Here is a 13,939-nt window from a genome sequence, read left to right on the forward strand (position 1 = left end):
GAGGTACCCCCACCGCGTTGTCTCCCTCCTCCGCCTTGCGATCACCCGCACCGGACCCCGCTCCCTGATCCAGCCTGATCCAAAAGAAAGGCCCTGGCCCTCGCACCCCCACCCACCATGCCCCGGCCCCCGCGAACGCGCCCCGCATACGATCACCTCCATGACCGCCAAGGACGCCCCGCCACCCCTGCCTGAACCCCTTCTCATCGCCGTCGCGGACTCGCACACCCACCTCGACATGCAGTCCGGCACCGTCGAAGAGGCCCTCACCAAGGCCGCCGCCGTCGGCGTCAGCACCGTCGTCCAGGTCGGCTGCGACCTCAAGGGCTCCCAGTGGGCCGCCGACACCGCCGCCGCCCACGCGAACGTGTACGCCGCCGTCGCCCTGCACCCCAACGAGGCCCCGCGGATCGTTCTCGGCGACCCCGACGGGTGGTCCCGCCAGGGCGCCCGCGAGGCCGGCGGCGACGCGGCCCTGGACGACGCGCTCACCGAGATCGAGCGGCTGGCCGCCCTCCCGGACGTGCGGGCCGTCGGCGAGACGGGCCTCGACTACTTCCGTACGGGCCCCGAGGGGATGGCCGCGCAGGAGCGTTCCTTCCGCGCCCACATCGAGATCGCCAAGCGGCAGGGCAAGGCCCTGGTGATCCACGACCGCGAGGCGCACGCGGACGTGCTGCGGATCCTCGACGAGGAGGGCGCGCCCGAGCGGACCGTCTTCCACTGCTTCTCGGGCGACGCCGAGATGGCGGAGATCTGCAAGGCCAAGGGCTACTACCTGTCGTTCGCCGGCAACGTCACCTTCAAGAACGCCCAGCCGCTGCGCGACGCCCTCGCCGTCGCCCCGCTGGACCGCGTCCTCGTCGAGACGGACGCGCCGTTCCTGACGCCCGCGCCGTTCCGGGGCCGCCCGAACGCCCCGTACCTGATCCCGGTGACCGTCCGGGCGATGGCCGCGGTACGCGGGATCACGGAGGAGGAGCTGGCGGAGGCGCTCGCCGTCAACACGGCACGTGCTTTCGACTACTGACCGGTCCGACATCACCACCGCATAACGATCGCGGGGCGCAGTCGCGTCGTCATGACGTGTCACCGAGGCCGGGGCTAGGGTCCCGGCCTCGTGAGCACTCGATCCGGTGCGGGCACCGGCGCCATCCCCGGGCCCTCCGCCGGGCCCTCCGCCGGGCCCACCCCTGGGCCCCCCGGCGGCGGTGGCCGCGGCCGCCGCCGCAAGGCGCCGCCGCCCGCCACCGGCGGCCTGCGCCGGGTCCTCCCGCAGGCCCTCGTCGTCGCCTGCCTCGCCGGCGGCACCACCGCGTTCGTCGCCGACGACAAGGCCGTCCGGCTGACCGTCGACGGCGTCCCGCGCACCCTGCACACCTTCGCCGACGACATCGGCGAACTCCTCGCCGAGCGGGGCCTCGCCCCCGGCGCCCACGACATCGTCGCCCCCGCCCCCGGCGCCGCCCTCGCCGACGGCGACGAGGTCGCCGTCCGCTACGGCCGCCCCGTCTCCCTCACCCTCGACGGACAGCGCCGCCAGGTGTGGACCACCGCCCACACCGTCGACGGCGCCCTGCGCCAGCTCGGCGTCCGAGCCGAAGGCGCGTACCTCTCGGTCTCCCGGTCCGCGGCCATCTCCCGCCGGGGCCTCGCGCTCGACGTCCGCACCGAGCGGACCGTCACCTTCCTCGCGGACGGCCGGGAGCGGACCGTCCGCACCAACGCCGCCACCGTCCGCGAGGCCGTCGAGGAGGCCGGGATCGTCCTCGCCGACGAGGACACCACCTCCGTACCGCCCGCCTCCTTCCCCCGCGACGGCCAGACCGTCACCATCCTGCGGATCACCGGCGGCGAGGAGATCCGCGAGGAACCCGTGCCGTTCGCCGTCGAGCGGACACCGGACCCCACCCTGTTCGCCGGGACGGAAGTCGTCGACCGGCAGGGCACGCCGGGCGTACGCCGGGTCACGTACGCCCTGCGCACCGTCAACGGCGTCCGGCAGAAACCCCGCGTGACGAGCGAGGAGACCGTCCACGAGCCCGTCCCCGAACGGATCCGCGTCGGCACGAGACGGCTGCCGGGGTCCGTGGCCGGCGCGGACGGGCTGAACTGGGGGGCGCTCGCGGCGTGCGAGTCCGGGGGACGGGCCGACGCGGTGGACCCGTCGGGGACGTACGGGGGGCTGTACCAGTTCGACGCGGGGACGTGGCGGGCGCTGGGAGGGACGGGGACGGCGCAGGAGGCGCCGGCGGCGGAGCAGACGTATCGGGCGAAGAAGTTGTACGTGAGCCGGGGGGCGGCGCCGTGGCCGCATTGCGGGTCGCGGTTGTCCGGGTGAGGGGGTGCGGGCCGCGGGGCGGGCGCTGGTGTCGGGGGTGGGGGCGCGGGGGCCGGGGAGGGGAGGAAAAGCACAGGGGAAGAGGGCTCCGAGGTTCTCCGGGAGGCGTCGGCCGGACAGGTGGGTGGGGACAGGCCCTACGCTGTACCGGTGAGCACCACCACCGGCCCCGACAGCCCCGACGCCCTCCTCGGCCCCGCCGACATCCGTGAGCTGGCCGCCGCCCTCGGCGTACGGCCCACGAAGCAGAAGGGCCAGAACTTCGTCATCGACGCCAACACCGTGCGGCGGATCGTCCGCACGGCCGAGGTGCGCCCGGACGACACGGTGGTGGAGGTGGGCCCCGGGCTCGGCTCTCTCACCCTCGCGCTCCTGGAGGCCGCGGACCGGGTGACGGCCGTCGAGATCGACGACATCCTCGCCGCCGCGCTGCCCGCCACGATCGCGGCCCGCATGCCGGAGCGGAAGGACCGTTTCGCCCTGGTCCACTCCGACGCGATGCTGGTCCGGGAGCTGCCCGGTCCCGCGCCGACCGCGCTCGTCGCGAACCTGCCGTACAACGTGGCCGTGCCGGTCCTCCTGCACATGCTGGACCGGTTCCCGACCATCGAGCGCACCCTCGTCATGGTGCAGGCCGAGGTCGCCGACCGGCTGGCCGCGCGGCCCGGCAACAAGGTGTACGGCGTGCCGTCGGTGAAGGCCAACTGGTACGCGGAGGTCAAGCGGGCCGGCTCCATCGGCCGGAACGTGTTCTGGCCCGCGCCGAACGTCGACTCGGGGCTGGTGTCCCTGGTGCGGCGTGCCGAGCCGGTCGCCACCACCGCGTCGAAGCGGGAGGTGTTCGCGGTCGTCGACGCGGCCTTCGCGCAGCGCCGCAAGACCCTGCGGGCCGCCCTCGCGTCGTGGGCCGGTTCGCCGGCCGCCGCCGAGGAGGCCCTGGTCGCGGCCGGGATCTCGCCGCAGGCGCGCGGTGAGGCGCTGACGGTCGAGGAGTTCGCCCGGATCGCCGAGAACAAGCCCGAGCAGCCGCAGCAGAAGGAATCCACGGCATGAGTGCCAGCGTCACCGTACGGGTCCCGGCCAAGGTCAACGTCCAGCTCGCGGTCGGTGCCGCGCGCCCCGACGGGTTCCACGACCTGGCCAACGTCTTCCTCGCCGTCTCCCTGTACGACGAGGTCACGGCGACGCCCGCCGGGACGCTGACGATCACCTGTGACGGCCCTGACGCCGACAAGGTGCCGCTCGACCGGACCAACCTGGCCGCGCGGGCCGCCGAGCTGCTCGCCGCCCGCCACGGCATCTCCCCGGACGTGCACCTGCACATCGCCAAGGACATCCCGGTCGCCGGCGGCATGGCCGGCGGCAGTGCCGACGGCGCGGGCGCGCTGCTCGCCTGCGACGCCCTGTGGGGCCTCGGCACGCCGCGCGCCGAACTCCTGGAGATCTGCGCGGAGCTGGGCAGCGACGTGCCGTTCAGCCTGGTCGGCGGCGCGGCGCTCGGCGTCGGGCGGGGCGAGCGGCTCACCGAGCTGCCGGTGGGCGGCGACTTCCACTGGGTGTTCGCGGTCGCCGACGGCGGGCTTTCGACCCCGGCGGTGTACGGCGAGTTCGACCGTCTCACCGCGGGCGTGCACGTCCCCGAGCCGGCCGCGTCGCCCGCGCTGCTCGACGCCCTGCGGACCGGCGACACGAGCGCCCTCGCGGACGCCCTCGCCAACGACCTCCAGTCCGCCGCCCTGTCCCTGCGCCCCTCGCTCGCCGCGACCCTCGCGGCGGGCACCGAGGCGGGCGCGCTGGCGGCGCTGGTGTCCGGTTCGGGGCCGACGACCGCGTTCCTGGTGAAGGACGCGGACGCCGCCGCCTCGGTCGCCGACGCGCTGATCGCCTCCGGCACCTGCCGTACGGCGCGCGTGGCGACCTCCCCGGCGGCCGGGGCCACCCTCCTTTAAGGCAGTCCCGGCGGTCCTCCGACGTGCCCTCCGGCTGTCGCGTCCGGGGGCGTATTACGGCACTCGGCTCCAATGCGGAAGCCTTTGGGGGTACGTGGCACTTTGTCAGGTAGTCGCGTGAATGCGGTGACTGTCTGATGCGGGGCATGAGGAAAAGACGACCCCCTTCCGCACCCGGCCGGCCCACACCGCCCGGGCGCGTCTCCCGTATCGCCGCGGTGGCTCTGGCACTCGTGGTCGGCGCGGGAGCGCCCCTCGCGCTGAGCGGCACCGCCGGCGCCGAGCCGAAGCCCGAGCCGAGGCTGCGAGCCGGCTCGCCCCTGCTCAACGAGACGTTCGCCGAGGCCACGGCACCGGAGTTCATGGCCGTGGGGCCCGCGTGCCTCACCGGTGCGCCGGGCGCCGCCTCGCAGCCGCCGAGCGGGAGCCACCCCCTGGGCGGCTGCGGGCCGAGCCCGGTGGGGCCGGTGCCGCCGAACAACGCGGCGCCCGACGGCTTCCTGCGGCTGACCGACGCCAGCAACTTCAAGAGCGCGGCCGTGCTGTACAACCACGCCCTCCCCGCGGGTCAGGGTCTGGACGTCACCTTCGACCAGTACCAGTACGGCAGCACGACCCCGGCCCGCCCCGCCGACGGGATCTCCTTCTTCCTGGCCGACGGCGCCTCCTCGCTGACCCACCCCGGAGCCTTCGGCGGCAGCCTCGGCTACGCCCAGCTCCGGGAGGGCGACAACCCGGGCATCCCCATGCAGCCGGGTGTCGACCACGGGTACCTCGGCGTGGGCCTCGACGTGTACGGCAACTACTTCGGTGACGGGGAGTCGCGCGGCAACGGCTGCGCCCAGCGTTCGCCGTCCTTCCAGTCGTGGCCGCCCCCGGCGCCCAACGTGATCACCCTGCGCGGGCCGGGCGACGGCACGATCGGGTACTGCTTCATGACCGCCACGGTCAGCAACTTCGGCCCCACCGGTCCCTACCCGTCGACGCTCCCGGGTGAGCTCCAGGGCCCGACGACCTCGATCCCGGCGGGCACCACCCCGGCGGAGGCCGTGCAGCTGCTGGAGGCCGACCGGCGCCGGGTGAACGTGCACATCACCGCGGGGGCCAACCCGCAGCTGACCGTGGCCGTCGACTTCAACGACGGCACCGGCTCGCACGAGGTCCTGAACACGCCCGCGCCGACGCCCCTGCCGACGACCTTCAAGTTCGGCTTCGCCGCCTCGACCGGGGCGAACACCGACGTCCACCTCGTCCGCAACGTCGTCGTCCACAGTGCCGACCCGCTTCCCGAGCTGAACCTCGTCAAGCAGGCCAGGCTGCCGCTCCCCGGTGACCTGGCGCCCGGGTCGCAGGTGCCGTACGACTTCGTCGTCACCAACTCGGGGACGACGCCCATCACCGATCTCGTCGTCAACGACCCGAAGATCGGCCCGGTGGCCTGTCCCACGACGGATCTCGCGGTCGGACAGACCATCACCTGTACCGCCACGTACACCGTGACCGCGGCCGACGTGGCCGCCGGCGCCGTCCTCAACACCGCCATCGCGACGGGCAGTTCCGACGGCGAGACGGTCGAGTCACCGCCTTCCTCGGAACGGGTGCCGCTCCAGCGGCCACCGGGCATCGAGGTCGAGAAGAACGTGGAGACGCCCGAACCGTACGCGGTCGGGCAGACGGTCACCTACCGCTACACCGTCCGCAACACCGGCGGAACGGAGCTGACCGGCGTCGCGGTGCACGACGACAAGGTCACGAACATCACCTGCGAGTCGACCACGCTGGCCCCCGCGGAGGAGCCGGGTGACAGCACCACCTGCACCGGCACCTACGTGATCACCGCCGCGGACGGCACGGAGGGCTCGGTCACCAACACCGCCACGGCGACGGGGACGTCCGACGGGAACACGATCACCTCCCCGGAGGTCGAGCTGACCCTCCCGATCGGACAGCCGCACATCACCATCGCGAAGTCGGTGACGTCGACCGGCCCGTACCAGCTGGGCTCGACGGTCGACTACTCGTACACCGTCACCAACACCGGCACCACCACGCTGACCAACGTCCAGGTCCTGGACGACCACGCCACCGGCGTCACCTGCGCGGCGACGACGCTCGCCGCCGGTGCCTCCACCACCTGCACCGGCTCGTACACGATCACCCAGGCCGACATCGACCAGTGCCGGGAGACCGGCGGCACCACGGACTGCGTCATCACGAACGTGGCGCAGGCCGGCGGGACCGACCCGCAGGGCGAGGAGATCGTCAGCGAGCCCGACCAGGCCAGCGTCGGCGTCTCCATCGCCGAGCCCCACATCACCGTGGGCAAGCGGGTGACCTCGGAAGGCCCGTTCCACGTGGGGTCGACGGTCGAGTACGCGTACACCGTCACCAACACCGGCAACGTCCAGCTGGCCAACGTGCAGGTGAGTGACGACAAGGTCACCACCATCACCTGCGAGGCGACCACGCTCGCGCCCGGTGCCAGCACCGAGTGCACCGGCTCGTACACGATCACCCAGGCCGACGCGAACGCGTGCGGCACCACCCGGCCGTGCATGGTCACCAACACGGCCCGGGCGAACGGCACGGACCCGCAGGGCGACCGGATCGTCAGCGAGCCCGACCAGGCGAGCGTCGAGGTCCTCATCGGAGAGCCGCACATCACCCTGGCCAAGCAGGTCGTCTCGGAAGGCCCGTTCCAGGTGGGGACGACGGTCGACTACCTGTACACCGTCACCAACACCGGCACCGCCCCGCTGCACGACGTGCGGGTGACGGACGACCGGGTCCAGCACGTCGTCTGCGACGAGACGGACCTCGTCCCCGGCGGTTCCACCTTCTGCCAGGGCACGTACACGATCACCCAGGCCGACATCGACGCGTGCCGGCAGGGTGGCTCGACCACCAGCTGCGTCATCACCAACGTGGCCCGGGCGACCGGCACGGACCCGCGCGGTGAGGACGCCACGAGCGAGCCCGCCGAGGCCAGCGTCACCGTCCCGATCGGGCAGGCCGCCCTCACCCTCGCCAAGCGGGTGGTCTCCCGCGGACCGTTCGAGGTCGGTTCGGAGGTGGAGTACGCGTACACCGTCACCAACTCCGGCACCACGCCCATCGAGGACGTACGGGTGACCGACGACCTGATCTCGAACGTCACCTGTGAGGCGAGCACGCTCGCACCGGGCGCCTCCACCACCTGCACCGGTACCTACACCGTCACCGAGGCGTCGCTCGACAAGTGCGACGACCGCGGCAAGGACGGCAAGGGCGGTGGCCACGGCAAGGAGTGCGTGATCACCAACACGGCCCGGGCGACCGGGACCGACCCGGAGGGACGCGAGGTCACGAGCGAGCCGGCCCGGGCGCACATCACCATCAAGGTGAAGAAGCCCTGCGAGTACGGCGACTGCGACGACCACGGCTACGGCCACAAGAAGGAGCCCGCCCGCCGCTGAGCGGCAGAGAGGAAACAGACGGACCGACAGACCTCCGGCGCCGTCCCGAAAGAGGCGGCGCCGGGGGTTTCTCCGTTCCGTCGGCGCCGCCGCGCGGATCCGGCCGATTCTGTTCGTACTCATGCATGAGGTGAGTACGAACGCTCTGACGCCGTGCCCGGCCGGCCCGGCACCGTACCCCCATGGGAATCAGCGCTCGGGAACTCGCCGCCGCCACCCCCGCGTCGCGCGACCGCTACATCGACCTGCTGCGGGTGGCCTCGCTCGCCGTCGTGGTCCTCGGCCACTGGCTGATGGCCGCCGTCACCGGCGACGGACAGGTCGGCAACCTGCTCGCCGTCGTCCCCGGCCTCCAGCTCCTGACCTGGGCACTCCAGGTCATGCCGGTCTTCTTCTTCGTCGGCGGCTTCTCGCACGCCCTCGCCCACCGCTCCCGCCCCCAGTACGCGGGCTTCCTGCGCGCCCGGCTGCAACGGCTGCTGCGGCCCGCCATGGTCTTCATCGCGGTGTGGGGCGTGCTCGCGCTCGCCGTCCAGCTGCTCGCCGCCGACGGGACGGCCGGGCCGGGGCTGACGGGCGTGGCGCTGCGCCTGGTCACCCAGCCGCTGTGGTTCATCGGGGTCTACCTCGCGATGGTCGCCTTCACCCCGCCGCTGCTGCGGCTGCACGAGCGGTACGGCTGGGGCGCCTTCGCCGGACTGGTCGCGGGCGCGGTCGGCGTCGACCTGCTGCGGTTCGCGGCCGGGGTGCCGTACGTCGAGTTCCTGAACTTCGCCCTCGTCTGGCTGGCCGTCCACCAGCTCGGCTTCCTGCGCGCCGACGGCATGATCCGCCGCCCGGCCCTGCTTGCCGCGGCCGGCCTCGCGGGCGCGGTGGCGCTCGTGGCGTTCGGCCCGTATCCGCTGTCCATGGTCGGCATGCCCGGCGAGAAGATCTCCAACATGGCCCCGCCCACCCTCGCCCTGCTCTGCCACGGGCTGTGGCTGGTCGGCGCGGTCGAACTGCTGAAAGGCCCCGGCACCCGCCTCGCCGCGCGGGCCCGCGTCTGGCGGGCGGTCGTCGCCGCGAACGGCATCGCGATGACCGCGTTCCTGTGGCACCTGACGGCCATGCTCGGCGTGTACGGGGCGATGCTCGCCCTCGGCGTCCGCCTCCCCGCCCCCGCGACCGGCGCCTGGTGGGCCCAGGTCCCGCTGCGTATCGCCGCCGCCGTCGCCCTCACCGCGCTGCTCGTCGCCGTCTTCCGCCGCTTCGAGCACCCGGCTCCCGCCGCCCCCTCGGACGGCACGGGCGGCCCGCTCGCCGCCCTCGGCAACACCCTCGCCCTGCTCGGCGTCCTCGGCCTCTCCATGACCGGCTTCGGCGGCCTCCTGGAGGGCCACACCGCCACCCTGATCGCCGTCCGGGTGACCGCCCCCGCGGCCGTCGCGATGGCCCTGGCGGGCTGGTTCCTGGTGGAGCGGGCGGGGCGGGCCTAGAAGTCGTCGACGGCGGTGAGGTCGATGTCGAGGGGGTAGGGGACCGGGAGTCTCAGCCGGTCGCGGTGGATGCCGGTGCAGAGATACGTCCGCGTGACCGGGTCGCGCTCGTAGACCCGGACGACCGGGTGGTCGTCCTCGCCCTCCATTTCCACCAGCCAGAAGTGTTCGATGCCGGCGGCCGCGTACTTGTGCGGCTTGGTGGTGCGGTCGCGGGACTCCGAGTCCGGCGAGACCACCTCCACGGCCAGGGCGACGCCGTCGACGGGGAACGACCGCTGGCCGAGACCGCCGACGGCCTCCTCGCGGACGACGAGGACGTCCGGCTCGGGGGCGTTCGCACGGTCGACGACCACCGTCATCCCGCTGTAGGCGCGGAACCCGGCGGGCACGCTGCTCCGCAGCCCTTCGCAGACGAGGGAGATCATCACGCTGTCGAAGCGGCGCCGCGGCGCCGGGAAGACCAGGCTCCCGTCGATCAGCTCGGTGTGCCGGGGGAGGCCGGGAAGCGTCATCAGGTCGTCCACCGGCCAGCCCCCGACGGGCGGTCTCGGCCAGGTGGGAACCGGCTCCGTGAACGGCTGGATCGTGCGCTCGGGCCCCGTGGTCTCTCCCATGGCCCCGATTGTTCCGCCCCGGTCCCCCGCCTGCCGCGCGCTTCCCGTGGCGTCATTACAAAGAGTGAGGCATACCCCGCACCGTCTACTCTTGAACGTCTACCGATCCCGTACAGGAGTGAAATGGCCGTCAACCTGGTCAATGTCGAGTCCGTCAGCAAGGTGTACGGCACCCGTGCGCTGCTGGACGGGGTCTCGCTCGGCGTCTCCGAAGGGGACCGGATCGGTGTCGTCGGCCGCAACGGCGACGGCAAGACCACGCTCATCCGGATGCTCGCCAAGCTGGAGGAGGCCGACACCGGCCGCGTCACGCACAGTGGCGGGCTGCGGCTCGGCGTCCTCACGCAGCACGACTCGCTCGACCCCGAGGCGACCATCCGGCACGAGGTCATCGGCGTGATGGCCGACCACGAGTGGGCGGGCAGCGCCAAGATCCGCGACGTGCTCACCGGGCTGTTCGGCGGGCTCGACCTGCCGGGCTTCGAGAAGGGCCTCGACACCGTCATCGGCCCGCTGTCCGGTGGCGAGCGCCGCCGGATCGCGCTCGCCAAGCTGCTCATCGAGGACCAGGACCTGATCATCCTCGACGAGCCCACCAACCACCTCGACGTCGAGGGCATCGCCTGGCTCGCCGAGCACCTGCGCAACCGGCGCTCGGCGCTCGTCTGCGTCACCCACGACCGCTGGTTCCTCGACCAGGTCTGCACCCGCATGTGGGACGTGCAGCGAGGCTCGGTGTACGAGTACGAGGGCGGCTACTCCGACTACGTGTTCGCCCGCGCCGAGCGGGAGCGGATCGCCGCCACCGAGGAGGTCAAGCGGCAGAACCTGGTCCGCAAGGAGCTGGCCTGGCTGCGCCGCGGCGCCCCGGCCCGTACCTCCAAGCCCCGCTTCCGCATCGAGGCCGCCAACGCGCTCATCGCGGACGTGCCGGCGCCGCGCGACACCAGCGAGCTGATGAAGTTCGCCAACGCCCGGCTCGGCAAGACGGTCTTCGACCTGGAGAACGTCTCCGTCACCGCCGGTCCGAAGTCCCTCCTCAAGCACCTCACCTGGCAGCTCGGCCCGGGCGACCGTATCGGTCTGGTCGGCGTCAACGGTGCCGGCAAGACCTCGCTGCTGCGCGCGCTCGCGGACGCCGCCGTCACCGAGGGCGAGCAGCAGCCCGCCGAGGGGCGGATCGTCGTCGGCAAGACCGTGCGGCTCGCGTACCTCTCGCAGGACGTCACCGAGCTGCCCGCCGAACTGCGCGTCCTGGAGGCCGTGCAGCAGGTGCGCGACCGGGTCGACCTCGGCAAGGGCCGGGAGATGACCGCCGGGCAGCTGTGCGAGCAGTTCGGCTTCAGCAAGGAGAAGCAGTGGACGCCGGTCGGCGACCTGTCCGGTGGTGAGCGGCGCCGGCTCCAGCTGCTGCGGCTCCTCATGGACGAGCCCAACGTCCTCTTCCTCGACGAGCCCACCAACGACCTCGACATCGAGACCCTGACCCAGCTGGAGGACCTCCTCGACGGCTGGCCCGGCTCGATGATCGTCATCTCCCACGACCGGTTCTTCGTCGAGCGCACCACCGACCGCGTCTTCGCGCTGCTCGGCGACCAGGCGCTGCGGATGCTGCCGCGCGGCATCGACGAGTACCTGGAGCGGCGCCGCGCGATGGTCGAGGCCGCCGTCCCGGCCCCGGCCGCCGCCCCCGCGGGCGGCGGTGCCGCGGCCGGCCAGAAGCCGGGCCTGTCCGCCGCCGACGCCCGCGCCGCGAAGAAGGAACTCCAGAAGGTCGAGCGTCAGCTGGACAAGATCTCGGCCAAGGAGTCCACGCTGCACACTCAAATCGCCGAGAACGCCACGGACTTCGAGAAGGTGGCGAAACTGGACGCGGAGCTCCGGGAGCTCGCGGCCGAGCGCGAGGAGCTGGAGATGCGGTGGCTGGAACTCGCCGAGGATGCGTAGGCACCCGTAGAGAACTCGTAGAGAACGAGTAACGACGGCATCACAGGCCGGTTCGCCCTTGGGAACAAGGCGCGGACCGGCCACTTTTGAGCCATCCTCCGGGTGGTAGAAAGAAAACCCGTTCATATCCATAGGGGGACCGCGCTGATGACCCAGCCGCCGAGCAACCAGCCGCCGGGCTTCGGCGCACCGAACCCGGACTCCAACGTTCCGCCCGCGCCGCCGGTCCCGCCGCAGGCGCCCGCGGCTCCGCCGGCTCCGCCGACGGCACCCGCGATGCCGCCCACGGCACCCGCCACCCCGGCCGCCGGCCCGACGCCCGGCCCGTACGCCCCGCCGCAGCAGCAGCCCGGTCAGCCCGGCCCGTACGGGCAGCCGCAGCAGCCCGGCCCGTACGGCCAGCAGCCGGGCCCCTACGGGCAGCAGCCCGGCTCCTACGGGTACCCGCAGCAGCCCGGCCCGTACGGCCAGCAGCCGGGCCCCTACGGGCAGCAGCAGAACCCCTACGGGGGCGGTGGCGGCTACCCGACCGCCCCGATGGCCGGCGGGCCCGTGCCCGGCCCCGGCGGCGGAGGCGGCAGGAACCCGTTCAAGGGCAAGCCCGGCGTCATCGTCGCCGCGGCGGCGGCCGCGCTGCTCGTGGTCGGTGGCGGCACCTGGTTCGCGCTCAGCGGCGGCGACGAGGACAAGCCGGTCGCCGGCCCCACCGAGACCTCCTCCAACGGGCCGAAGACCACCGCCCCGGTCGACAAGGGCGACGGCAAGGGCGACGGCGACGGCGGCGAGGACGACCTCAACGCGCAGCGCACCGGCAGCGAGGCCAAGGTCCAGTGGCTGCTCAAGAACAACGTCGACCTGCCCCGTAACGGCGCCGACGTCTACGGCCCGTGGATCGTCGGCGACACCGTCGTCAAGGCCATGTACAAGGGCATCGACGGCTACAGCCTCGCCGACGGCTCCTCGAAGTGGCACGTCGACGTGCCCTTCGAGCTGTGCGCCGCCCCGCCGGAGCCGTCCGCCGACGGCGTCATGGTCTTCGGCGTCAAGGACAGCGCCGGCGACCGCGCCAAGTGCCTCCAGATGCAGCAGGTCGACCTCAAGACCGGCAAGGCGGGCTGGAAGAAGGCCATCCCCAAGCCCACCGGCCTGTTCGCCTTCTCCGACAACACCCTCGCCATCAGCGGCAACACGGTGACCGCGTCGGGCTCCAGCTCCGCCTACGGCTTCTCCCTCGCCGACGGCAAGCAGCTCTTCACCTCGCCGACCAGCGGCTGCAAGCCGTACGCGTACGCGGGCGGCAGCAAGCTGATCGCCGCCTCCAAGTGCCCGTCCGGGGACGTGAAGAAGGAGTCGCACGCGGTCAGCGAGATCGACCCCGCGACCGGCGCGACCAAGTGGACCTACAAGCTCCCGCTCACGTGGGAGGTCGACCGGGTCTACTCCGTCGACCCGCTGGTGGTCTCCACGATCCAGCGCAACGACGACACCGACAAGAAGAAGTGGTCGATCTTCACGCTGACCTCGGGCGGCAAGCTGCGCTCGCAGATGCACGCGGGCGGCTCCGACCGGTTCTCGCCGAGCTGTGGCGGCACCTTCGTCGTCTTCGGCAAGAACCTCCAGGGCTGCACCGGTGTCGCCGCCGACGCGAACACCTTCTACATGGCGACCGACAGCGAGTACGGCAAGTCCAACGAGGTCGTCGCCTTCGACCTGAACTCCGGCAACGTCAAGTGGCGTGCCAAGGCGCCCGCCGAGCAGGCCATGCAGCCGCTGCGGATGGAGGGTTCCGACGTGCTGGTGTACGTCGAGCCCAAGTACGGCAAGGGCAGCGCGGTCGCGACCCTCGCCCCGACGGGCGGCGCGCCGAAGGTGCTGATCCAGGGCCAGGCCGGGCTCGCGTCGATGGAGAGCTCCTTCTACGACGCCGCCTACGCGTACTCCGGCGGGACCTTCGTGATCGCCGCCGGCCGGATCTCCGCCGCCAACGACAAGGCGGAGAAGGAGACCAAGTCGATGATGGCCTACGGCAAGTGACGTCCCGGGTGGTACGGCACGGCGGCCCGTCCGCCGGTGCCGTGCCACCCGCGTCGTCGTTCCCCGCCGGTGAGGCCGTCCCCGTGACGCCCCGTCCCGCCCGCCCCGCCGTCCCCTC

Annotated in this window: 9 protein-coding genes; 8 read left to right on the forward strand and 1 reads right to left on the reverse strand. The window is 72.7% G+C overall.

The window, feature by feature from the left end; genetic code table 11:
- The first annotated feature begins 160 nt into the window (after positions 1 to 160).
- The 6 genes from ABZ693_RS12880 to ABZ693_RS12905 all read left to right on the forward strand — a co-directional run bounded on the left by ABZ693_RS12880 (position 161) and on the right by ABZ693_RS12905 (position 9,223).
- Complete coding sequence (locus tag ABZ693_RS12880) at positions 161 to 1,030, forward strand: TatD family hydrolase (protein ID WP_359875906.1); 870 nt, start codon at positions 161 to 163, stop codon at positions 1,028 to 1,030.
- A 90-nt stretch (positions 1,031 to 1,120) separates the two neighbouring features.
- Positions 1,121 to 2,341 carry a resuscitation-promoting factor gene (locus ABZ693_RS12885; protein ID WP_359875907.1) on the forward strand — a complete coding sequence of 407 codons (1,221 nt, stop codon included), beginning with the start codon at positions 1,121 to 1,123 and terminating at the stop codon, positions 2,339 to 2,341.
- A gap of 150 nt (positions 2,342 to 2,491) precedes the next feature.
- Positions 2,492 to 3,394, forward strand: coding sequence for a 16S rRNA (adenine(1518)-N(6)/adenine(1519)-N(6))-dimethyltransferase RsmA (gene rsmA, locus ABZ693_RS12890; RefSeq protein ID WP_359875908.1), 903 nt, complete (start codon positions 2,492 to 2,494; stop codon positions 3,392 to 3,394).
- A complete protein-coding gene (locus ABZ693_RS12895; protein WP_359875909.1) occupies positions 3,391 to 4,290 on the forward strand; it encodes a 4-(cytidine 5'-diphospho)-2-C-methyl-D-erythritol kinase in 900 nt (299 codons plus the stop codon). Before rsmA ends, ABZ693_RS12895 begins: the two co-directional genes overlap by 4 nt.
- 218 nt (positions 4,291 to 4,508) lie before the next feature.
- A complete protein-coding gene (locus ABZ693_RS12900; protein WP_359875910.1) occupies positions 4,509 to 7,745 on the forward strand; it encodes a DUF7507 domain-containing protein in 3,237 nt (1,078 codons plus the stop codon).
- Positions 7,746 to 7,927: 182 nt separating this feature from the next.
- Positions 7,928 to 9,223, forward strand: coding sequence for an acyltransferase family protein (locus ABZ693_RS12905; protein ID WP_359875911.1), 1,296 nt, complete (start codon positions 7,928 to 7,930; stop codon positions 9,221 to 9,223).
- Here the strand turns inward: ABZ693_RS12905 and ABZ693_RS12910 are convergent.
- Positions 9,220 to 9,840: a Uma2 family endonuclease gene (locus tag ABZ693_RS12910; protein ID WP_359875912.1), complete on the reverse strand. Its 621-nt coding sequence runs from the start codon at positions 9,838 to 9,840 to the stop codon at positions 9,220 to 9,222. The two genes, ABZ693_RS12905 and ABZ693_RS12910, sit on opposite strands and share 4 nt — an antisense overlap.
- Positions 9,841 to 9,963: 123 nt before the next feature.
- On the opposite strand from ABZ693_RS12910, the gene ABZ693_RS12915 reads away from it, so the two are divergent.
- Together ABZ693_RS12915 and ABZ693_RS12920 are read left to right on the forward strand one after the other, a co-directional pair.
- Positions 9,964 to 11,787: an ABC-F family ATP-binding cassette domain-containing protein gene (locus ABZ693_RS12915; RefSeq protein ID WP_359875913.1), complete on the forward strand. Its 1,824-nt coding sequence runs from the start codon at positions 9,964 to 9,966 to the stop codon at positions 11,785 to 11,787.
- Between the two features lie 147 nt (positions 11,788 to 11,934).
- On the forward strand, positions 11,935 to 13,821 hold the full coding sequence (locus tag ABZ693_RS12920; RefSeq protein ID WP_359875914.1) for a PQQ-binding-like beta-propeller repeat protein: 1,887 nt from the start codon (positions 11,935 to 11,937) through the stop codon (positions 13,819 to 13,821).
- Positions 13,822 to 13,939 lie beyond the last annotated feature (118 nt).

Source organism: Streptomyces laurentii, from assembly GCF_040635425.1.
Lineage (GTDB): Bacteria > Actinomycetota > Actinomycetes > Streptomycetales > Streptomycetaceae > Streptomyces > Streptomyces laurentii.